21 protein-coding genes are annotated in these 23,688 nt (G+C 33.6%); all 21 read right to left on the reverse strand.

The genetic code is table 11. The features are described from left to right. Positions 1–47: 47 nt before the first annotated feature. The 21 genes from cysC to D612_RS0116225 all read right to left on the reverse strand — a co-directional run bounded on the left by cysC (position 48) and on the right by D612_RS0116225 (position 23,541). Positions 48–1,874 (reverse strand): adenylyl-sulfate kinase, encoded by a 1,827-nt coding sequence (gene cysC / locus D612_RS18515; protein WP_017756532.1) that lies wholly within the window; start codon positions 1,872–1,874, stop codon positions 48–50. A gap of 1 nt (position 1,875) precedes the next feature. Then, positions 1,876–2,775 carry a sulfate adenylyltransferase subunit CysD gene (gene cysD / locus D612_RS0116130; protein WP_017756533.1) on the reverse strand — a complete coding sequence of 300 codons (900 nt, stop codon included), beginning with the start codon at positions 2,773–2,775 and terminating at the stop codon, positions 1,876–1,878. A gap of 178 nt (positions 2,776–2,953) precedes the next feature. Next, the gene (locus D612_RS0116135) at positions 2,954–3,970 is read right to left on the reverse strand and encodes a hypothetical protein (protein WP_017756534.1); all 1,017 of its coding nucleotides are present in this window, start codon (positions 3,968–3,970) and stop codon (positions 2,954–2,956) included. A gap of 16 nt (positions 3,971–3,986) precedes the next feature. After that, positions 3,987–5,318, reverse strand: a complete 1,332-nt coding sequence (locus tag D612_RS0116140) for a flippase (RefSeq protein ID WP_233275030.1) — start codon at positions 5,316–5,318, stop codon at positions 3,987–3,989. A gap of 230 nt (positions 5,319–5,548) precedes the next feature. Beyond that, positions 5,549–6,805: an O-antigen ligase family protein gene (locus tag D612_RS0116145; RefSeq protein WP_017756536.1), complete on the reverse strand. Its 1,257-nt coding sequence runs from the start codon at positions 6,803–6,805 to the stop codon at positions 5,549–5,551. Continuing rightward, entirely contained in the window at positions 6,802–7,935 is a 1,134-nt protein-coding gene (locus D612_RS0116150; RefSeq protein ID WP_017756537.1) for a glycosyltransferase, read from the reverse strand. The genes D612_RS0116145 and D612_RS0116150 overlap by 4 nt, the downstream gene beginning before the upstream one ends. 253 nt (positions 7,936–8,188) lie before the next feature. Further along, the gene (locus D612_RS0116155) at positions 8,189–9,163 is read right to left on the reverse strand and encodes an SDR family oxidoreductase (RefSeq protein WP_017756538.1); all 975 of its coding nucleotides are present in this window, start codon (positions 9,161–9,163) and stop codon (positions 8,189–8,191) included. Between the two features lies 1 nt (position 9,164). Further along, positions 9,165–10,547 carry a nucleotide sugar dehydrogenase gene (locus tag D612_RS0116160; RefSeq protein WP_017756539.1) on the reverse strand — a complete coding sequence of 461 codons (1,383 nt, stop codon included), beginning with the start codon at positions 10,545–10,547 and terminating at the stop codon, positions 9,165–9,167. A 16-nt stretch (positions 10,548–10,563) separates the two neighbouring features. After that, positions 10,564–11,430: a sulfotransferase family protein gene (locus D612_RS0116165; protein WP_017756540.1), complete on the reverse strand. Its 867-nt coding sequence runs from the start codon at positions 11,428–11,430 to the stop codon at positions 10,564–10,566. 1 nt (position 11,431) lies between these two features. Beyond that, positions 11,432–12,550 (reverse strand): glycosyltransferase family 4 protein, encoded by a 1,119-nt coding sequence (locus D612_RS0116170; RefSeq protein ID WP_017756541.1) that lies wholly within the window; start codon positions 12,548–12,550, stop codon positions 11,432–11,434. A gap of 41 nt (positions 12,551–12,591) precedes the next feature. Further along, the gene (locus D612_RS0116175; protein WP_051023182.1) at positions 12,592–13,335 is read right to left on the reverse strand and encodes a sugar transferase; all 744 of its coding nucleotides are present in this window, start codon (positions 13,333–13,335) and stop codon (positions 12,592–12,594) included. 1 nt (position 13,336) lies between these two features. Next, positions 13,337–14,452, reverse strand: a complete 1,116-nt coding sequence (locus D612_RS0116180; RefSeq protein WP_017756543.1) for a DegT/DnrJ/EryC1/StrS family aminotransferase — start codon at positions 14,450–14,452, stop codon at positions 13,337–13,339. A 63-nt stretch (positions 14,453–14,515) separates the two neighbouring features. Further along, a complete protein-coding gene (locus tag D612_RS0116185) occupies positions 14,516–15,079 on the reverse strand; it encodes a helix-turn-helix domain-containing protein (protein ID WP_017756544.1) in 564 nt (187 codons plus the stop codon). A 261-nt stretch (positions 15,080–15,340) separates the two neighbouring features. Continuing rightward, on the reverse strand, positions 15,341–15,745 hold the full coding sequence (locus tag D612_RS0116190) for a DUF488 domain-containing protein (RefSeq protein WP_233275005.1): 405 nt from the start codon (positions 15,743–15,745) through the stop codon (positions 15,341–15,343). Between the two features lie 52 nt (positions 15,746–15,797). After that, the gene (locus tag D612_RS0116195) at positions 15,798–16,232 is read right to left on the reverse strand and encodes a DUF488 family protein, N3 subclade (protein ID WP_017756546.1); all 435 of its coding nucleotides are present in this window, start codon (positions 16,230–16,232) and stop codon (positions 15,798–15,800) included. A gap of 127 nt (positions 16,233–16,359) precedes the next feature. After that, a complete protein-coding gene (locus D612_RS0116200) occupies positions 16,360–16,998 on the reverse strand; it encodes an RloB family protein (RefSeq protein ID WP_017756547.1) in 639 nt (212 codons plus the stop codon). After that, positions 16,991–18,238 (reverse strand): AAA family ATPase, encoded by a 1,248-nt coding sequence (locus D612_RS0116205; protein WP_017756548.1) that lies wholly within the window; start codon positions 18,236–18,238, stop codon positions 16,991–16,993. Before D612_RS0116205 ends, D612_RS0116200 begins: the two co-directional genes overlap by 8 nt. 265 nt (positions 18,239–18,503) lie before the next feature. Further along, positions 18,504–18,947 carry a hypothetical protein gene (locus D612_RS0116210; protein ID WP_017756549.1) on the reverse strand — a complete coding sequence of 148 codons (444 nt, stop codon included), beginning with the start codon at positions 18,945–18,947 and terminating at the stop codon, positions 18,504–18,506. Positions 18,948–19,265: 318 nt separating this feature from the next. After that, positions 19,266–20,039, reverse strand: a complete 774-nt coding sequence (locus D612_RS0116215) for a transposase (RefSeq protein WP_017756550.1) — start codon at positions 20,037–20,039, stop codon at positions 19,266–19,268. Between the two features lie 421 nt (positions 20,040–20,460). Beyond that, positions 20,461–22,302 (reverse strand): polysaccharide biosynthesis protein, encoded by a 1,842-nt coding sequence (locus D612_RS0116220; RefSeq protein WP_017756551.1) that lies wholly within the window; start codon positions 22,300–22,302, stop codon positions 20,461–20,463. A 252-nt stretch (positions 22,303–22,554) separates the two neighbouring features. After that, the gene (locus D612_RS0116225) at positions 22,555–23,541 is read right to left on the reverse strand and encodes a Wzz/FepE/Etk N-terminal domain-containing protein (RefSeq protein WP_017756552.1); all 987 of its coding nucleotides are present in this window, start codon (positions 23,539–23,541) and stop codon (positions 22,555–22,557) included. Positions 23,542–23,688 lie beyond the last annotated feature (147 nt).

The raw sequence follows: 23,688 nt of genomic DNA on the forward strand, positions 1-23,688 counted from the left end.
AAGAAAAGCTACTACCATAATACTATAGATAGTAGCTATTTCGTTTGCTAATCTAAATATTTCATAATTTTCTTCACAACGTAATCTGTTGCTTCTTCTAAAGAATATCTACTTGTATCAATTTCTATTTCTGGATTTTCAGGTGATTCATATGGGCTAGAAATACCTGTGAAGTTCGGAATTTGACCTGCACGTGCTTTCTTATATAAGCCTTTCACATCTCGTTTTTCGCACTCCTCAAGGGGCGTGCTAACAAAAATTTCGATATATTCTTCACCAATGATTTCTCTAGCATTTTTACGATCACTTTCATATGGTGAAATAAATGAAGTCAATGTAATAAGTCCTGCGTCATTCATCAGCTTTGCAACTTCTGCAATGCGACGAATATTTTCAATCCGATCGCTTTCTTTAAAGCCTAAGTTTTTATTTAAACCATGGCGAACGTTATCTCCATCAAGTAACATCGTATGATAACCCATTGAAACTAATCGTTTTTCCACTTCATTTGCTAGAGTAGATTTCCCCGAACCTGAAAGACCTGTGAACCATAATGTTAATGGCTTCTGTCCTTTTTGCTGGGAACGAATTTCTCTCGAAATATCAGTATCTTGCCACACAATATTGGTTGATCTACGAAGGGCGTGATTAATAACCCCACAGGCAGACGTCATATTCGTGACACGATCAATTAGGATTAAACCACCTAACGCTTCATTATTTTCGAAAGTATCAAATACCATATTTTCTGATAAAGAAATATCACATTCTACTAATTCATTTTTAAAGGTGCGATCTGCAGGAATTTGCTTCCCGGTATTAATATCGATTTTGTGTTTAATCGACATAACAGTACCTGGAAGAATTTTTGTTCCTACTTTTACTAAATAGTTTCGACCAGAAACAAGCGGTGCATCATCCATCCAGAGAATTGTAGCTGTGAACATATCAGTAACTTGAATATCCTGCGCTGTTGTTAACACACAGCCACGAGAAACATCGACTTCACGATCTAATTGAATCGTTACAGGTTGTCCAACAATTGCAGCGTCCACTTCTTTATCTGTCACTAAGATACTCTTTACTTTTGCTTTTTCATGACTTGGAAGAGTTGTGACCTCTTCACCAACTGAAATCCTTCCAGCCTCTATTTGGCCTTGGAAGCCGCGGAACGTATGGTTTGGTCGACTTACACGTTGTACTGGCATTACAAAGCTTTTTTGTTCATTTTCTTTACGAACGTCAACACTTTCTAAATATGGTAATAATGGTAAGTCATCATACCAAAGTGTATTTCCAGATTTTTTCGTAATGTTATCCCCTTCTGTAGCAGAAACAGGAATGACTTGAATACTTTCAAGATTAAAGCCATACGTCATTTGTATAAATTCTTCTTTGATTTCATTAAATCGTTTTTGATCAAAACTGATCAAGTCCATCTTGTTAACGGCTAATACAAGATGCTTAATTCCCATTAATGAGCAAATCCGTGCATGGCGTTTTGTTTGCGAGATTACCCCTTTTGTTGCATCAACAAGAATAATGGCAAGATCAGCGAACGATGCACCAACCGCCATATTGCGTGTATATTCTTCATGACCTGGCGTATCAGCAACAATGAAGGAACGATGATCAGTTGTAAAATAGCGATAAGCTACATCAATAGTAATACCTTGTTCTCGCTCAGCCATTAACCCATCTAGTAAAAGAGAATAGTCAATTTCACCACCACGACTACCTATTTTACTATCAAGCTCTAACGCTTCCGCTTGATCAGCAAATAATAGTTTTGCATCATATAGCATATGACCAATTAAGGTTGATTTCCCATCATCTACACTACCACAAGTAATAAACTTTAATAGACTCTTCATTTTAGAAATACCCCTCCCGCTTCCGTCTTTCCATACTGCCAGCGCCTTCGTGGTCAATTACACGACTAGTACGCTCTGATGAAACAGCACCAAGGGTTTCTTCAATGATTTCATCAAGTGTATCAGCTTCAGACTCAATCCCGCCAGTAAGAGGGTAGCAACCTAGTGTACGAAAACGAACTTTTTTCATGACTATTTCTTCACCAAGTTCTAATTTCATCCGATCATCATCTACCATTACGATATTTCCATCACGGTAAACAACCGGTCTTTCTTTCGCAAAATATAATGGAACTATATCAATATTTTCTCTACGAATATATTGCCATATATCTTTTTCCGTCCAATTTGAAAGTGGGAAAACACGCATACTTTCGCCTTTATTAATTTTTGTATTATAGAGCTTCCACATTTCAGGCCGTTGATTTTTCGGATCCCAGGCATGATTTTTATTACGGAAGGAAAATATCCGCTCTTTCGCACGAGATTTTTCCTCATCGCGTCTCCCACCGCCAAAAGCAGCAGTAAATCCATACTTATCCAATCCTTGCTTTAACGCTTGTGTTTTCATAATATCGGTATAAGCAGCACCATGATCAAATGGATTAATACCTTGTTCGATACCTTCTTCGTTCATGTGGACAATTAATTCAATCCCTAATTCTTTTGCTCTACGATCGCGAAATTCAATCATTTCTTTAAACTTCCAAGTTGTATCAATATGCATAAACGGAAATGGTGGCTTTTCTGGGTAAAAAGCTTTCATCGCTAAATGCAGCATGACAGAGCTATCCTTACCAATCGAATAAAGCATAACTGGATTCTCACATTCTGCCGCTACTTCACGAATAATATATATTGCTTCAGCCTCGAGCTGATCGAGGTGTGTTAGTTCTTTCATTGATGAAGTGCCTCCTATTAGCTAATAAATTAGTTTATTGATACCGAAATCTTCTTAATACTTTTCAGGAAGATTTTCTTATATTACAAATATGTTTTTTTATCACTTTGCATAGACTGTTAAAATATAATCTCTTTATTTATTCAAGTGTATTGAGTATTCTATTTACTATAAAACACTAAGGTTCAAGTTTAATTGTATGAACAGCTACACCAATTTCTCTTGGAAGTAAATCATTAATATTAATCTCATTTTTAACTATATTAAAATCCTCATTATATATTTTTAATAAACAAACATTATTACTTCCGCGACTAGGGGTAAAACCAACAATCCAACTATCATTCACTTTCTCAAGTCCTCTAATAAAGTAATTTTCAGGTTTTAATTGAATCCGCTCTATTTTATTATCCGAATCTTTCCAGGCGATAGAATTATTGTCGGCTTCAGTTACATAATATTTACCATTGAAAAAATATCCATCATGTGAACCTATAAAGCCTCCAGGTTCTACAAAAAACTCTTCTTCTAATGAATCTATATTTAACTTAATAACAGCACTAGTCCTTGTGTCAAACCAACCTTTCGTATTAACATACAAGTGACCTTGGTTATATGTTATGTTATTCATATGATGTCGATAATAAGAAGAACATGTTTTATGGATATATCTTGATTCTATAATTTTATTAGGTGTGCGCACATATTTTAATATATTTAAAATATTATAGATCTTTCGCTGATAACGATTTTTTACAATTGGTAAAAATTTAAAACGGCCTCCCTTTAAAATATTAGAATTCGGCGCTCCCCAATACCATTTCCTTTTCAACGTACTTAGTTCAAAACAAGATATTACTTCACTTGCTGTAGATACTACGTATAAATGATCATCAACAATTTCAAGGCTATGAACATCTGAAAATTCGGGTGAAGAAAATGCATCAATAGTCGTAAAAGTATCTAAATCAACAATAGCAATGTAATTCCAAAGGCCTACATATGCAATACCATCTTTTAAAACCAAACCTTGTGCATTACTTGTCATAAAAGACTTATCTGTTTTAAATATAGCGGAAGGAAATTTTAATAACTTTTCTACTTTTCCACTTTCTAGATTCACTCTAGCAATTCCAGCGTAAGAAGCTTTTGGATTCATGTAAGATACCGGTTTAAATGAAATAATAATATTCAAATTAAATCGCTCCAGTTCAATATTTTAAAAATTTTTTTGGAGTAAAGGGTATGGTAACGATATTTAATCTTTTATAGACCAGAAATGCTAAATAAAGATTCCAAATTACAGTACTTATTGCAGTAGCAATTGCAGCTCCTTCTATTTCAAGCAAAGGAATCAGTATAAAATTTAGAATAATATTTAGTATTGCTGCAAGAGCTACACCTTTTGCTACATCTTTTTCGTTTCCAGTCATTGTCAGTATCAAAGCTACACTACCTAATGATGCATTAACAAATTGACCAATAGATAAAATTATTAATGCGGAATAACCATTAGCATACTCCTCTCCAAAAGCATGATATAATATTATTTTTCCACAAATAATAAACAATACTAATATTAAAGATGAATATACCGTGATAACTCTTGTTGCATTTGTTACAACTTCTTGCATTTTACTAAAATCATTATTATAAAAGTATCTAGAAATTATTGGAGCTAAAATAATATTGAAAGCAGATAAAGCAAATAAGACAACTTCTCCTACCTTACCAACGATTTGATAAACCGCAGTTATTTCAGAACTTGTAAACATACCTAGCATAATAATGTCTGTTTTTGTATTAATAATTTTCATCCCTCCAGCAATTAACAATGGGATTGCCGGGAGTAACCATTCTTTAGTTTCATATTCTGCAGTATGACCATTTACATAAGTTGGAAATTTTATCCAAACAAAATACTGACCAACAAGAAAGGCGATTAAAGCTGCGATTACTGTAATTATCATCACATGTATTCCTAGAATATCTACACCCATTAGATAATAAATTATTACGGAAAATGCCAGTATCAATAAATTTTTAATAATCAGATCCGGAATTTGAGATAAGTAGATACTTCCTACGGAGCGTAATAGTGACGTTCTAATTTTTGACAATGCTAAAAGGATTATTAGTGACAATGAAAGAAAGGCAGTATTCTTATCTAAAGCAGGTATCATACTATGCGCTTTAACAATTAGCATATAACAACCAGTAATTATTATAATAGACATGATAACTACTATTTGATTTAATCTAATAACAATACCTTTTAAAAAACCCCATTTTTTTTCAACTATATACTTAGAAGAAAATCGAATAAGAATGTTAGGTAATCCTAGCACGGTAGGAACTGTTGCTATAGAAACTAATGCCATTGCAAAGAAGTAATACCCTAACTGTTCAGGAGTCACAATTCTAGTTAATATAAGAACAACCATCAAATTCAGCACAACAGAAGAGAAGTTTATTGCAAAACTCCCGATAAATTTTTTAAATATGAAATTTTTTTTATTTTGGCTATCGTTTAATTTTTTCATTATCAAATTAAATGGTACCTCTTTCTATTCAATGAATTAGAAAAACGTATAATAGTATCTTAGACTATGCCAATATTTTATCTTATTAAAATTATATCGATACATTAAATATTTAATAGATAGCTAGACAAAAGCATGCCTCAGTAATAAATATCATTTACTATCAACTTTAGTAATATACTATGAGTTTATAGAGGTTAATCAATAATAACTGCTAAACAAAAATAAGATTAATTTGACACCTTTTCATTTAATTCATTACTATACAAACACAATGACAATACTATACCTAAAGAAAGTGGTAATAAACCTATCCCTCCAAACGAAAAGTTTCTAACCATTGCATTAAATAAAAAGAATACAATTATACTCATATTATAACGGTTAATATAGAAGAAATTTTTCACTTTACCAAGATTATAAATCAGACAAACAACCATTAATCCATAAGTACAAATAAACAGAGTTAAACCTCCACGATATAGTACAGTTAAATAAGAATTTTGAAACGATCTTTCCACTCCATATAAATTAATAAAATCTCTTGCTTTAAATTCCATTGATCCCCAACCTAAGAAAGGTCGTTCTTTAAACCTATCGACCCATACCCCCCATAAATCTTCTCTACCATTTAAACCACGATTAAATCGTAAATCTTCTAAAATAAAATTATTAATGTATTGGAAATTTTGCGTGACCCATACTACTAACAGAATTATTAAGACAATCAACCCAAGAAAAATTTTAAACTTTTGTAACGTACTACTGTAAAAATAACTGATAATAACAATAGTTAAGAGAGATAGAAACAAACCAAGAAGGACTCCACGTGATGACCCAAAAAAAGAGCTTACAAAAATTAACATCAAGAGAGGGGAGTCTGTTCTATTATATTCTTCTTTTGAAATATATTTAAGTAATATAATAAGTAGTAATAATACTACTTGAGTTGTTGAATAATAGTTTACATTATTATTTAATCCTGTAGAAGAAGGGATGTTTGTACCAAAAATATATCTTCCAGTCTCAATTTCTCCGAATAAAGGAATGCTTGAAATAATTCCAAATGAACCTAAAACTGCAATAAAACCATTAATTAAAGCTAAAATCAATAAAACTCTCTTGATTAAAATTATATTAGTATATAAAATCCTGTATCCGTAAAGTAATAATATAAATATATTTATTGGATAAATTACACTTTGTTGAAAATCAGTAAAGGTAAAATACTTCGATGTAAGAAAGATTGGAATTAATGAAAATATACCTATTAATGATGTAAATGTAAAAACTAAAATAAATTTATTTAACGATTTAACAGGCCAAATAAGTACCAGTAATATTATTCCTAAAAGGGAGAGGATATACCCTCCGAGTTTAATTATATCCATTGAATCACCGAAATAAGACAAAACACCACCAAGAAGCATTATTATAAATGAGATTGTACTGAATTTTTTTTGAAATTTACTTGGTTGATCCTTCATAATATCTTCCTCAGCTCTTCAACGTAATTTTCGTATAACAGTTCCTTCATTGCAAATTGTAATGCATTATGTTTCATTTCATTAACAAAAGAGTAATTTGCACATATTTTAATAATAGAATTAGCTATTTCTTCATTAGTAAAATTAATCAATATCCCTCCTTTAGAGTTATTAATAAATTTTTCTTGTAGCTCAATTCCTTTACTTCCAATAACCATTAAACCATGACTCATATATTCTACTAATTTTGTAGGTGATGATTCTGCATATATATCATTACATGGAATAATACTTAATCCTACATCATAATGGCGTAATTGTTCTAGTAACTGTTTCCTGGGAATCTTTTCAATAAATTGAATCATCCCATTACTCTCGTATTTCTCAGTTCCAGCTATTTTTCTTAGTAGATTAACTTCTTGATCATTACCACCAACAAATGTAAATACAGCGTTTACTTTCTGCGAAAGTGCATTAGTAATACCTTCTAAAACTACTTCTAGTCTTCTCGAAGATGCGTGAGTTCCGATGTATATAAAATGAATAGGATCATTTCCATTTTTATTAATTAATTCATCGGTACTTATTAACTCTTTTTTGTTTATCAATAGAGGTATATACATGTTATTTGTTGAATTTGGAAAGAATCCTTTTAATCTCTCTAATCCTTTAGGACTAACAGTTACTATTCCGTCTACTTTATTTTTCACTAAACTAAAAATTGTTAGTGTTACTTTTTTCTTTAATAGATTTGTACTTGCTCTTTCATGAGGGAAACTTTGTTGATATATTAACTTATCTACCTTATTTCTTAGCAAGGAAGATGCTAATAAATATACAGGCTCATTTCTTACAAATAAAATTACCCTTTCTTTTTTATTTATTAACTTCACAATAATATTATATACTATAAAAAAGTTCCAAAATCTGCTTAAACCTTTTCTCTTACATAAAGTTGTAATACAGGCACTGTGAAAATATTTTTTCACATTTTTTTTTGATTTACCTTTAGAAACAATCAATATAACTTGATAATCTTTATTTGGCAACACATTTGATAACATACCATCAACAAACGAGTGACTAGGTGGAAATTCTTTATCAAGTATGCTAATCACTGTAGTTTTCATTAATCCATTCTCTCCAATTCAATAAAATAGTTCGTTTAATTATAGTAAATGAATTTTTTAAGCAAATTTTTTGTGAGACTTTATCTATCTTTTCTCTTGGTATAAATAGTTTGTTCAAGAAAAAAGTATTTTAGTAAATATACCTCACCGGTGAATATATTTTCTCCCTTTAAAATATCATTCCCATTATCACTAGCTTGATAAACAACAGGCTAGGCAATGAACAAATATTTATTGAATTCCATAACGATATTTACAACTTATTCTTATACCAATCTATAGCAACTTCAATACCTCTCTCGAAACTCCAATCAGGATTGTAATCCAACATTTGTTTCGCATTAGTTATATCAGCATTACTATGTTTAATATCACCCTTACGTTCTGGGCCAAAAATCGGCTTAATATTTTTTCCTAATAATTTACACAACACATCATAAATATCAATCAAATACTCCCTACCACCATATGCAATATTATAAGCCTGACCAGCAGCTTCCTGATGCGCCTTACAAGCCTTTAAATTAGCCTCGATAACATTCTCAATATAAGTAAAGTCACGGCTTTGTTTTCCATCCCCATTGATAGTAGGCTTCTCATTATTTAATAAAGTCTTAATAAATTTAGGAATTACAGCAGCATATGCCCCATCGGGATTTTGTCTTCTTCCAAATACATTAAAATAACGAAGACCATAGGTATCAAGTCCATACAACTTAGTATAGAGTTTTCCATATTCCTCATTTACCTTTTTAGTTAAAGCATACGGTGATAATACATTACCCTCTCGTCCCTCTTGTTTCGGAAGATTTGGTTCATCACCATATACTGAAGAACTTGATGCATATACAAATTTCTTCACGGAATTTTGTCTTGCTACTTCCATCATATTTATCGTACCTTTTATATTAATCTCTTCATATAACAAAGGCATCTCAATACTTCTAGGAACACTGCCCCATGCCGCTTGATGTAAGACATAATCAATACCTTCACATGCTTTCATACATGTATCAAAATCACAAATATTCCCCTCAATAAATTCGTAATTTGAATTACCCAAAAATTCCTCCACATTTTCCTTTTTTCCAGTTGAATAGTTATCAAGTCCTATAACTTGATATCCTAATTTTAGTATTGCTTCTACTAAGTTTGAACCGATAAAGCCCGCTGATCCAGTAACTAGAAATTTAGTTCCTTTTGGAAACTTAATATTTTCATATCCCATTTTATAGCCTCCAATATAAAAAGCCCTCATTCTCAGCTTCTTTCCTATCAAACATTCCCTTAATGTCCATAAGTACACAATTATATCTTTCATCGTTAACATTAAATTCCGATGCTACAGCAACTTCATTCATTACTTCTAATTTATTCAATTTTCTTCGTCCACACAACTTCTTTAAATCATTTAGGTTTAAAGCTTTAAATTCTTCATGAGGAACCGCAAGTATAAGCGCATCTATTTCTTTAATTTCCTCTACTTCACAAAGTTTTATTCTATATTCATTCCATAAATCTTCTTTATCCGCTACTGGGTCGTAAACTTTGACTTCTACCCCATACTCTTCTAATTCCTTGATCACATCCACAACTTTTGTATTTCGAACATCAGGACAGTTCTCCTTAAAAGTAACACCCAATATAGCAACTTTTGAGCCATTTATTTGTTTATTGGCTTTTATCATTTTTTTAACTGCGCTTTCAGCTACATATTTACCCATATTATCATTAATTTTTCTACCAGATAGAATGATTTGAGATTGATAACCTAGTTGCTCCGCTTTGTATGTTAAATAGTACGGATCAACACCAATACAATGACCACCCACAAGTCCAGGAGAGAATTTCAGAAAATTCCACTTTGTCCCTGCGGCTTCAAGTACTGCTTTTGTATCAATATCCATTTTATTAAAAATAATAGATAACTCATTCATAAAGGCAATATTGATATCACGTTGCGCGTTTTCAATTACCTTAGCTGCCTCTGCTACCTTAATACTTTTAGCTTTATAGACTCCAGCATCTACAACTAATTCGTATACATTAGCAACTATATCTAGCGTTTCCTCATCTAAACCTGAAACTACTTTTATAATAGTTTCTAATCTATGTTCTTTATCACCTGGATTAATTCTTTCTGGAGAATACCCAACTTTAAAATCTACTCCACATTTGAGTCCTGATTCCTTTTCTAGGATTGGAACACAGATATCTTCTGTTACACCAGGATAAACAGTAGATTCAAAGACTATAATCGAACCTTTTCTTAGGTTTCTTCCAAGAATTTGACTCGCAGATTCTACTGGTGACAAATCAGGTGTATGATCTTCCTTTACAGGTGTAGGGACCGCAACAATATGAAACTTTGCCTCCCTTAGCCTTGTTTCATCTGATGTAAAATCAACCGAAGTATTGGAGATTACTTCATTACCCACTTCTTTTGTAGGGTCTATCCCCTTTTTATAAAGTTCAACCTTTTCCATATTAACATCAAAGCCAATTACATCAACTTTCTTAGCAAAAGCAACAGCTATTGGCATTCCAACATAACCTAATCCAACTAATGAAATTTTTTCTTCTCTATTAACAATTCTATTATATAATTCCATACAATAATCCCCCTTTTTAGCTGCTTATCCTATTTAATTCATTAGCCCTTTGGTATACTTCCCATGTAATGGCTTTTACCTCTTCAATTTCTTCTTGACTTAATTGCTGGTACCCTTTACCGATACTTGTTTTTTTCACTGAATCAACTGCAGTTATTATTTTATTTTCATCGATATCTATCTTTAAAAATGTTATTATTTTTTTAAGATAATGATTAGGGTTATTAATGAAACTGTTATATTCAATATTAATTACTCTATTATTATCAATTTTAGAAAATGAATTAACTGATTTTTCCACACATTTTCCCCATTGGTATGCACAAATCTTATGCAAAGGCATATCTTGAATTAAAACTTCTCCCATATTTTTATACACAGGTCCCCAACTTGAAAGTCTGTTATTCTTATTTCTTATTTTATACATTCTATTTTTAAGATATTTAAAACCATAAATAGGAAAATCACTCAATGGAACATATTTTGCCTTTTTCAATATATATGGTATGTCTAAATCTGCAGTCCATCTTTTCATCGCAGAGGCCACAGTGTCTATAGGATCTCGATATATATGGATATAATAAGGTTTATCTAAAACTTCTTCAATAAAGTCTACCCTGAGTGAATTAGCACACGTCTTTTCAACTATAATGTCACAACTTAATTTCTTTTTCATTTTATTAAATTGTCCATTTATATATTCCTTTACTTGAGGTTTTGCACAATTTTCATCTAATTCATCATGGGGGATTCTAATATTTCCATGTTTCCAAATATAATTTATCTCATCACACGGCCAAGTACCTAATTCATCAAATGAAACAAGAATATCCCTTAACATATTAGTACCTGATCTGCCAGCCCCTACAATAATTACTTTCATATTATTTTTCTCCTAATGAATAAATTTTCTTAAGATATGAATCCACAACATGTCTTTTATCAAACTTTTCTACAACAATTCTCCTTGAATTTTCACTCATATTTGCCCAGTCATTATCACCTTGATTTATTAAACTATTAATTGCTTTAACTAGCGAATCTGTAGATCTAGGTTCACATAAATATCCATTCAAATTGTGTTCAACAATCTCCTTACAGCCAGGTATGTTTGAAGCAATTAAGACCCTCTTCATTGCGGCGGCTTGTAGCAATACATTCGACATTCCTTCTGTATAGGAAGGTAATACTACACAATCTGCTTTACTAATTTCTTTTCTTACATCATCCGAGTAACCTAGATACTCTATTGTTCCTTCTGCCTCTAGTTCTTTTATTAGGTTATTAATTTCCTCTTGTTCTTCGAATTTTCCTAATAATTGAAACTTAACATTGTATCCTTGCTGCTTTATTTTTATAGCAGTTTCTATATATTCCATAATTCCTTTTGTTCTTATGAATCTCCCTATAAACAAAAAGGTTTTTATTCTATTTGGTTTAAATGATTTAGAATAGTTGAAATATTCTACATTGACACCCGAACCAGTTACCAAAGTATACTTTTTTAATTCATTAATCTTGTTATTTTTGAAAATCTCTAAGTCATATTTATTTTGAAAAAATATAGATTCTGTTTTCTTTAGTGCAAATTTATACATTATCAAGATTAATTTTGAAAAAAACCTCTCACCAGGACTATTACTATTCTGAGATGCTTTACCTAATCCAGTGATAGTAGCAATAGTAGGAATTGATTTTATTCTACCTATAGTACTCCCATATAATACAGGTTTAATATTATAAAGCATGATTATATCAGGTTTAACTTCCTTAATATTTTTTAAAAGTTTTAAAAATAATCCGATATCTTTCAAAGGGTTTTTGCTTTTCCTAGGAATAGTGAGGTTTTTATAAATACACCCCATATCAACTAATTCATTATTTCTCGAATTTTCATTAACAGAAAAATAAACCTCTTCACCATTCCTTATAAGCTGTTCTATCAATTCTTTTCTATTGTTATAAAGTCCTGTGAATTCATTACCGATGAAATAGATCTTCATTTTAACCTCTCATTTTGTTGAAATTATTAATAGATAGAGAATTAAATTTTTATTTTAATTAATGATTTAGCTTGATTAATTTTTTCTTGGTACTCACCTAAGCTAATCTTTTTTTCTCGTAATAAGAAATCACCAAGATCTTCAGCTGTTTCCATTCCTTCCGCACTAATGCCGTCTCTATTAAATACTTTACTAATAGTCAAAAAAATTATTTCCCAATCTTTTGAAAACGAAACTTCCCCAAGATATTCTAGATCATAGGATAATTTCTCTTCCCATGTTACACAATTCCTTCCGTTAACCTGAGCCCAACCGGTAAGACCTGGTAAAACAGTATGTCTTTTCCTTTGTTCAGGAGTCATAAATACCATATCACGTACTAACTGTGGTCTTGGCCCAACAATTGACATTTCACCTTTTAAAATATTATAAAGTTCTGGAAGCTCATCAAGGGATGTAGAGCGTAGGAACTTTCCAAACTTTGTCAACCTAATACTATCAGGTAACAATTGACCATCCTCATCTTTTTCATCATTCATTGTTCTGAATTTATACATCGTGAATATCTTTTCATTAAGTCCTGGCCTTTTTTGTTTAAACAAAACTGGACTACCTAACTTCACTCTTACGAGTATAGCAACTAGCAAAAGTACTGGGATTAAAACTATAATAGCAATTAATGAAAGTATAAAATCCATCGGTCTCTTTATAAACCTTTTATATATACCGCCCTTTCCCTGTCGCTGAGGGGATAGCTTTATAGTTGTTTTAATGTTGGTTTGCATATTATTTCCACAGCCCTTTTATAATCTCTACGATTCTATCTATATCCTCATCCGTCATCTTTGTATCGGATGGTAAACAAACTCCGTTTTCAAATAGTTGCTTTGCGACATCATTTCCAATAAAATCATAGTTCTCAAAAAACGGCTGCATATGCATCGGCTTCCAAATAGGTCTAGACTCAATATTCTCATTTTCAAGAGCAACCATGACATCAAGCGGCCTAACATTTCCAGTTAATATCATTGAACTTAACCAATAATTTGGTTCATTCCACTCATTGTTTGGCATAAACTCAACACCATCAAGTTCACCTAATTCCCTCTTATAAAACTCAAATATATATTTTTTCTTGGCAACTCTTTGATCTAACACTTTTAGCTGCCCGCGACCAATCCCAGCCACAACATTACTCATACGATAATTAAACCCTAACTCGCTATGTTGATAATGTCTTGCCTGGTCTCTTGATTGAGTCGCCCAAAATCGAGCCTTCGCAATTCTTTCTTCATTATTAGAGACTAACATACCACCGCCCGAAGTTGTGATAATTTTATTTCCATTGAATGAAAAGATTCCATAATCCCCAATAGTTCCAGTATGGTGGCCTTTGTAGTATGTTCCTAGACTTTCAGCAGCATCTTCAATTACTGCAACATTATGCTTTTGACAGATTTTCATAATTTTACCCATATCAGCTGACAGTCCATAAAGATGAACAACAATAACTGCTTTTACTTCTGGATACTTCTCAAATGCTTTTTCTAAGGCTTTCGGACACATATTCCAAGTTTCATAGTCACTATCTATAAAAACAGGAACTGCATTTTGATAGATGATTGGATTTGCAGTGGCAGAGAAAGTTAGTGTTGGACAGAATACAATATCCCCTTCTCCAACTCCTGCTGCTTTGAGAGCAAGATGAATTGCTGCTGTACCAGATGCTAATGCTGCAGCAGCTTTTACTCCAACTTTTGCTGCCAATTCTTTTTCAAACTGATTTACATTTTCCCCAAGAGGCGCAATCCAATTCGTATCAAATGCTTCCTTTATATATTGCATTTCATACCCTTCATCACTCATATGGGGTGATGATAAGTAAATTTTTTCTTTATACATAAGATTTCCCCCATAGGGACAGGTTTGTTGTCCCACTTATTGACTTACAATTACGCGTAACGGTTACGATTCTTTTCTTATTTTTGCTAGTTCGTCCTCTGAATTCCACGCCACTATAGCTCGTTCACTTACGAACTTATCTTTTAAATTAGCAAACTCTTGATCTTTCAGTACAAGAGTGCGGATTTTACGATGAATTAGCTTTTCTGATTTTTCGACCAATATATGTAAATAGGATTGATCAATTTCACCGACAATGACAAGATCAATAATCCCCGAATCAATCCCATTCGCATAATCCCCAGTAATAAGCGCAAGCTCCACATTTCCAAGCTTCTTAACGACTTCTTCAATAATTTGATCAATACCGAGGAACTTTTTTACGATGCTGTGAAGCTCGTTGTATAACGCATGTTTTCGATTAGCCTGATATACCTTTGTTCTGCCTTCCGTTTTCGATTCTAACAGGTCGGCTTCCGTTAATCGATTCAATTCAACACGAATCGAATTGGTCGACTCATTAAATTCCTCAGCAAGCCCGCGAAGATACCCCTGTGTATTTGGATTCAAAAAAAACTTTAACAATAATTTAATTCTCGTTTTTGAAGTGATTAATTGTTCTAACAAAATTGACAACTCCGTGGGGACAGGTTTCGTGTCCCAGTTATTGATTAGGTGATTGATTGGCTACTTTGCGTTTCGTGGCTAGGGACAGGTTTCGTCTCCCACAAAAGGAAACCATAAAAAACACCTATTACGAGTAATATTCTTACTCATGATAGGTGAAATGTCAATGGTTTGGCGAAAATTGTTAGGATTTGTTAATGATTTATTATGGGAATAGGGACAGGTTTGTTGGCCCACTTTAGCGGGACAACAAACCTATTACTATACTAAATGCTGTATTACAATTTCCTCCTTTGTATGTTGTTGTATATACTCAGCTAGTAATCTTCTATGACAATGATGCGGCTTATCCTCGCTACACAAAAAGCAAACCGTTTCATTTGCCATATGATGATGAACAAGGTTTAGAATTTGCCTTTCTTCTAACAGACTTAAATAGGCTTTTTCATATTCTGACCATGCCATTTCTTTCTTTTTATATTTTTTTAATATATCATCAGTTGGTGCCAAGCGAGGTTCATGCACATATTTGATACCGACAAGTTCCATAATATAAGCAAGATCATCTTTCTTCGCAAATCCTGCAAGCTGTGAGGTATTGTTTAATCTTGTGTCAATCAGCTTTGTAACTCCACCATCTTTAAGAAGCTTTATAAATGTTTCCAAAGACTTTTTTTGCAAAACCGATAGTACAAATTGTTTGAGGCATAGTACCCTCCTAAAAAAGCGCTATTTGTTCTGTTTTTACTGGATTCAACTCAATAGCTTCCACACCGTATTGCTTAAAAAATTCGCCAACTAATCTTCTATGACAAATACGATGATCATCACAAAAACAAATTAACACAATATTGTGACCTATGAGCAGACGCTTATAGATTGCACGTAAACCTTTCAGTTTTTCTTCCGTTTTCATTTCATTCATAAACTGCTCTTCGTAAAGAGGCCACCATTCTTCGGATGGTTTATGTCGCCACGTTCTAACATAAGATTGAAACAGTTGATCAGAGGGTGATAATTCTTTTACTCTTATTGTATTGGAGAGGTCGGGCCCCGCACGCATAATTTGCCAAAGTTCAGCTTCTTCTTTTATAAATTTTAAACCAGCAGGATTAGAAGTATACAATTTACCAGTTGGAACAGATGGTATCAAAATTTCACGCCTCCTCGCTGATGGGGACAGGTTTGGTGTCCCATTGAAATGCAAAGAATAGATACTTACTTAGTTCCTACTCCTTGTCGACGTTATAGGACATGGTGCCTGTCCCCCTGTCCACTCCCTAAATCACCTCTAGTAATCTACTTGTTAATTGATATACCGTTGTATAAGGATTTGCATTTTTGTATTTATTCTGGCTTAGATTTTGCTGTTGGATATGTTCTAGGTATTGTGCATTTTGAATTGCTGTAGTTGTTTTATCAGAAATTTGATTATAAATATCCTTGCCTTTTTGATAGTTTGGTAGGTAGTTCTTCAAGCGATTAAGTATTTCAGTACACTGCAAGTGAGTGCTGCACTTTTCAAAATGTATAAGAAACCATAATTCAAAGCAAGGGTTAGAATAGGCTACATTTATGTAATTTTTCCTAGCATTAGTTATATTTTGTAAAATCTTGTTATCTTCAGGCTCTGTATCAATGTCATATATGCACCAAGCCTCATCTATACCGGATCTTACATATAGTTCGTCGTCTTTAATCTTGCGCAGCATTTCTTTTATCATGCCATCTGGATTACGGAACTTTGCTCTTTGTGATATTACTTTTATATTCACTCTCCTCGATTTGAAATTTTTAATGTATTTTACCTCTGTTTGTCCTTCACATAAGATCAAAATTCGTTTCCGCGGCTCCCGGTGGCGAGGATTCCTAAATGTTTCCAGTATTTTACGTATGCTTTTTTTATCGTGTTTACGCAAAAAAATCACCCCCGCTGATAAAAGGAATCGCCCCATATCTACCCATTAAATACCCTTTTTGAAAATTTTCATCCTTATTAATTTTTAATTCCACTAAGGAATATAGATCGGTAGCACCAGTATCACCATATTTTTCAGTTAACCAGATTTGATCTCTACGAAAAAGCCCCTTATTTAATAGATTTGTATCATGCGTTGTAAAAATTAGTTGGGCATTATATTTATTTGTTGAAGGGTCATGGAAAGAATCAATGATAAACTGAGTTAACAATGGATGCAAACTTCCTTCTAACTCATCAATGCAGAGAACCCCACCTGATGCTAGTACATCTAGAATTTGTACAATTAAACTAAAGAACCGCCTTGTACCTTTTGATTCTTCATCTAAAGAAAAAGCCGTTATAAATTCCTTATTTTCATCAATGTATGCTTTATGGAAGGTCGTTAAGTCATAACTAAGTAGTTCTTTCAAATTTTTCGGTAAATTTTTTGGAAATCTCGTTTCATCAAAGTCTATTTCAATCGGTTTTATATTGTAAATACCAAAATCAGCAATGTTTAATATTTCTTTTGATAAAGCTTGCAAGTCCTCATTTTCAAAGACTTCTTTTATTGCGACTTTCTCGAGAAGCGGCGTTGACTCAATTGAGCATTGTAATATCCTTGAAAACCATTCAAATGGTTTCGTTACAAGAGGATAATTTAACTTTGCCGCCATTGTGAAGTAAAGTGTATTTTCAGCAGTAAGCTCACTAATCGTATTTTGTTTTGATTTATCCTTTACAAAACGGTACTCATTTGTTTGAAATCTCTCAAAAACAACTCGCTGTTTCCCATGTGGCCAATAGTACAGATACTCTTCTATTATTTTATTTTCATTTAGCATAAAACCATATGCATATTTAATACTCTCATATATAAATTGAACATCAAATTTAGAAGGAAGTTCAGAATATTGCGGATGTAGTTTAAAAGGTGTTATATCAATCTTTTCATCCTTTTGATAAAGCTGGCTTTTTTTAACTAGCGTACTCATAAACTCTAAAGCCATTAAAAGATTTGTTTTGCCAGAAGCATTCGCACCGTATATAACAGCTGATTTTAATAGAAACTTATTATGGCTATATTCAAAATAGTTTTCTATTTCATTTTTTGTAAATCTATCGAAAACCGGAATCATGCTTAGCGTAACTTTCTCTCTAAAAGATTTAAAATTTTCAACACTAAATTCTACTAACATACCGCTACACCTCCTTGGGGACAGGTTCGTTGTCCCACTTTAGAAAAATCTACCTTTATTAAACCACTATTTTTACTTGATCTCAATATGGCACAGGTTTGTTGTCCCAATTCATTTTAATGTCTAGGGCGTGTATTAAGCTCAATAGGGATATGGGTTTGTAATCGTACTTCAAATAGTGGTTTTAGGGATGTGTATAAGGTCAAGAGGACAGGGTGGGGCGGGTATTATCGCGGATATACATCAGGTGATAAAATCCTGTCCCTCAGTCCCACTTTTCAAATCCTTCTCCAATACCCATTCCTGAAATACCAATCCATTGATTGCCTTCAGGATCTTTAAATGATACCTCAATCTTATTTTTATTTCTATTTTCGGTTATGAAGAATGTTATATCCTCAGCTTGAATTATTGATTTTGTCTTCGTTATTTTATGGTCTAGTAAATAATCTCCTTTCTCATATAACGGCTTTCCATTAGCATATATTGCTACAATAAAGTATTTGTATAATAATACTAGCACTTGAAGAGAATCGCCAATTACTGCATGGTAAGCATTATTTAAAATATTCGGTACTGATAGATTTTGTGAATGTCCTATTCTTTGATATTGCTGTAAATTTATTAATTGCGAAGGAATTTGATCGCAATGATTAGGTAGAGGTTTATTATTTTTATATACCTTTCCACCCCAATTTCCAAAAGCCATGAATATATTCTCCCTTAATATTTTTTAGTAATATTGTTTCCATATATTAGGTATATATTCACTTGTTTTGAATGTATGCAGGGACAGGTTTGTTGTCCCATTTTAGGTTTTAGAAAAATCTACCTTTATTAAACCACTATTTTTTCAAGATCTCAATTGTATCGGCAGGTTCGGCAATAGTCTTAGCCGTGGTCTCTAGCCTTTAACATTTGGTTTGTAGCTAAAAGGCTTGCTGCCATCCGATATTCTTTCGACTTGCAAATATTATATTCTCGGTTACGCCGGATCGTGGTGTTGGGTGGGACGCGGAACCTGTCCCTATGCACGGTCAATGACACTTTTTGATATTCCGGTTACCCTTGACAGCTGTCTTGTTGAGATACCATCCATAGCTTTGAGTGATGATATTACTGTATTTCGTGCTTGTATGTCCATTTGCTGCAACATACTAATATTCGCAATTCCCATTTCATGAAGAAGATCAGCAACTTCCTGATCAGTCCACCGTACTAATGACTTGTCATCTAGACAGTGATCGTCATCATTTTGTTCCTGCATGAATTCAATAAATAGATTAATAGCCTTATCTTTGTCTGGGGAAAATAATTTAAGCACAATTTCTATATCAACGAGGCTCTCTTCGAGGTTAGGTACACCGATATACTCATGGATACTTGTCCACTTATTTTCAAATACATTTTCAGCGAGGCCTGCTTTGAGTGGGTTCTGGTGGATATACCTCAAGACTGTCAAGAAATACCTTCTATTTTCAACACATTCGCTTCTAAACCGATCCTGGAATAAATGTCCACATCGTTTGTACTTTGTATTGTACCAGTGGACATAGCTTGAACTAATTCTTTTTATTGATTCCGATATTGTTTCGTCCTTTTCCTTCAACAATAGGTGAACATGATTATCCATCAAACAATAGCTGAAAAGCTGGAATTTACTAATCTCTTTATATTTTTTAAGCGTGTCTAAAAACCTCGTTCTATCTACATCATCCTCAAATATCAATTGTTTGTTGATTCCACGAAGAATAATATGATAAATACCGCTACTACTTTTTTCCCTCGGCTTTCTTGGCATTAAATCACCTCCAGGGACAGGTTTCTTGTCCCACACTATTCGAGTATTGCGAGAGACAAATCTTGTCTCAGCATTATCACTGCTATAGTTGGCTGGTATCCCGAACCTTCCCTAACGCTATCTGCTTAATATTCCTTCAACCAGCAACTGGGACACTGAACCTGTCCCTTTTGCGATTTTCCCATAAAGGGTGGATAGTGACAAATGCGAGATTTTCAGATTTGGATGGGGACTTTGTTTGAAATTTTGTTTTTTCTATAGAGAGAAATTGAGTTTTGTCCTTAAATTACGAGGAATTTTATCAAAACCTATAAATGTTGAATATTTTCCAAATCAAATGAGGCGGGGACTGGTTTCATGCTTTCGGTGTAGACGGGACACAAAACCTGTCCCCACAAAAAAAAGGACAGAAAACCTGTCCCTACCGATTTGCCACTAGGCTAGTATCTATAATCCGATTATTTGCGATATCCAAAAGCGTTGTCCGTATCTCGTCCTCTGGCATTTCTACAAACCGTTCCATGAAATCATGGCAAATTTGTTGTTGGACCAATGAGGCTTTCCCGATAAAAATTTTCGGGAAGACTTGCTTTGGATAAATTTCGCTTTCGTTTAGAAGCTCTTCGTACATTTTTTCTCCTGGGCGAATGCCGGTGAATTCAATTTTGATTTCTTCTTCGGTGAAGCCTGATAGTCTAATAAGATTGCGGGCTAAATCAACTATTTTTACTGGGTCACCCATGTCAAGAACGAAAATTTCGCCTCCCCGAGCAAGTGCTCCAGCTTGAATTACGAGTCGTGATGCTTCCGGTATCGTCATAAAATATCTTGTCATGTCAGGATGGGTAACAGTAACTGGGCCCCCTCTTCGGATTTGCTCTTGAAATACTGGTACAACACTACCGCGACTACCTAGCACATTCCCAAACCTAACAGCAACAAATTTTGTTGAGCTTTTTTGGGCAAGATCTTGAATAATTATTTCTGCAAACCGTTTTGTAGACCCCATGACGTTTGTTGGGTTAACCGCTTTATCAGACGAAACCAGCACAAACGTATTTACCCCAAACGCATCTGCAGCCTCAGCAACGTTCCTTGTACCGAAGATATTGTTTTTTACAGCTTCCGCAGGATTACATTCCATTAACGGAACGTGCTTATGAGCAGCAGCATGGAACACGAAACTAGGTTTATATTTTTCAAACACTTCAAAAATACGCTTTCGATCCTGAACATCAGCTATAACTGTTGGATACTCAATATGCTTATATGTTTTCTTTAACTCTAACTCAATATTGTAAATACTATTTTCTCCATGACCTAGCAAGATGATTTGAGATGGATTAAACAAACTAAGCTGGCGACATAGCTCTGAGCCGATTGAACCACCTGCACCTGTCACAAGAATCGTTTTGTCTTGAATTTGCGAGGCAATTCCTGCTGTATCAAGTTTTACCGGCTCCCGACCAAGAAGATCCTCAATTGATACGTCGCGGATTTGGTTGACAGAAATATTACCAAGCACTAAATCTTCGATCATTGGAAGTATTTGCACATTTTTACATAGCCTTTTCGCATTGGTGACAATTTCTCCAATTCGTTTTCGATTAACGGATGGCATCGCAATGATAATATGCTCAATCCCTTTAACGCTTACAATTTCATCCATTTGGTCTACTAAACCATACACATTGATCCCCGATATTTTTAATTTTTGCAGTGATAGATCGTCATCAAGAAATGCTACCGGGGATAATTCTGATTTTGGATTCTCGCGAAGCTGTCTTGCCAGCATACGGCCAGCTGAACCTGCTCCAATTATGAGCGTTCGTTTTTGATTATACCTTTTATGCTGCCCATACAATGGCTTGAATGAAATTTTATATAAATTATAATAGCGCCATGCAAAGCGAACACCGCCGATCAGCAGCACATGCACCATCCACGTTATTATCAATGCACGCTCATATACATTTCCCCATGTCATTGCTTGAACTGCGGCAACTAATAGAATGGAAGACGACACAACAACAATTATCCCAAACAACTCTTCCAAGCTTGCATAACGCCAAGCACGCCTGTATAATCCTAAAAAATATGAAAACACATGGTGACTTAGCAATAATAAAATCGAGCTTATTAGAATTACCTCATCAAACTTCGCTCGATATGGATTTAAAAAAAAGTGCGACATGTATATAGAAAAAACAACAATCAATGAATCAATTGTAATTAATCCTAGTAATCTATATTTATAGTGCATATCAATTCCCCCAACAGGTGAAGTTTAATTGGTAAATTAAACTATAAGCGTATAAAATTCCAAATATACGTTTTGCTCATTATTCATATAATAACATAGATACAACACAATGGGTATAAGGATGAAAAGCTTTGACATAATCTTACAATCTTTTCGTCCATAAAAAAAACAAACCTTATTGAACTAACTCAATAAGGTTTTTCTAGAGACGCTTTCGCCTGCTTTTACTATAATTGACAAGGACAGATTGTATTATACTGACAATCCATTACCACCCTGTTCGCGGTTTAATTGGGACATGGAACCTGTCCCCGTGTTTCGCCAGTAAGCGCGGAAGAAGGCTACAAATACTCCAAGCATTAAGCCAACAACCGTAGCAATTGCTACATTTAACACTTTTTTCGGTGCAACTGGGGTTTCTGGTGCAACTGCTTCTACTAACGGTGTGATTTTGTTTTTGGCTAGAGCAAATGAGCTGATGCTTCGTGCTTCTTCATATTTTTCACTATAGCCATTATATAACTTTGTTAGTTTTTCAATTTTTGAATTAATTTGGTTTAGTTCAATCTGTTTTGTTTTATCGAGGTTCTGGAGTTCATCAAGTATTTCCTTATTTGTCTCGATTACAAATTGTCCCCCACCAATTGCTTCTTTAAAAAGAACGATTGACGGCAACCCACTGCCAGCTTTTAATTGGTTATATTCCTCGATTGCCTCGTCTAATTTTTTTTGTTCATTTTTCATTTGAACTTCATACTCTTCTAGTAAAGAGCCAATTTTCCCGCCTATTCGTTCAGCTGTATAAGCAGTTGAATGCTTAATTATACTATTAATAATAGTTGCTATTTCTTTAGGGTTTTCGCCTTTTAACTTAATTGAAACTAGGTCTGTTTCTTTTTCAACCTCAATATTCAAAGCGTTTCTTAATGCTGCTGAAGTCCAACCGGACTCTTCAAGACCTTCACTCTCTATCACTCGATCTATCAAAACAGGCGACTTTAGGCGTTCTGCATAGATGTTAGGTGATACCATTTCATTTACATAACTATCCAAGAAGCTTGGTTCACTTTCTTGAATAGCATTAATCATAATTGTCGCTTCAGCTTCATATGTTGGTGAAATAACAAAGAAACTAACAATCCCACTAATAAGAATTGCAATCGCTGTAATTGCGGCAATTATCCACTTTCCTTCTAATAACGTTTCAATTATCTCTCGTAAGCTAATTTCTTCTTCCATTTTAAACTCCTTTTGGGACAGGTTTCTTGTCCCGTTTTTGGTCTTTCTGACTCTGTATCACTCTTTTTGACGAAGATACTGAATATATCGAATTACGGGGACTCTTACCCTATTCCTTATGTGGGTTCCCCTGTCCTAAAGTCATTA

It is taken from the genome of Calidifontibacillus oryziterrae (genome assembly GCF_000331575.1).
GTDB classification, from domain to species: domain Bacteria; phylum Bacillota; class Bacilli; order Bacillales; family Bacillaceae_J; genus Calidifontibacillus_A; species Calidifontibacillus_A oryziterrae.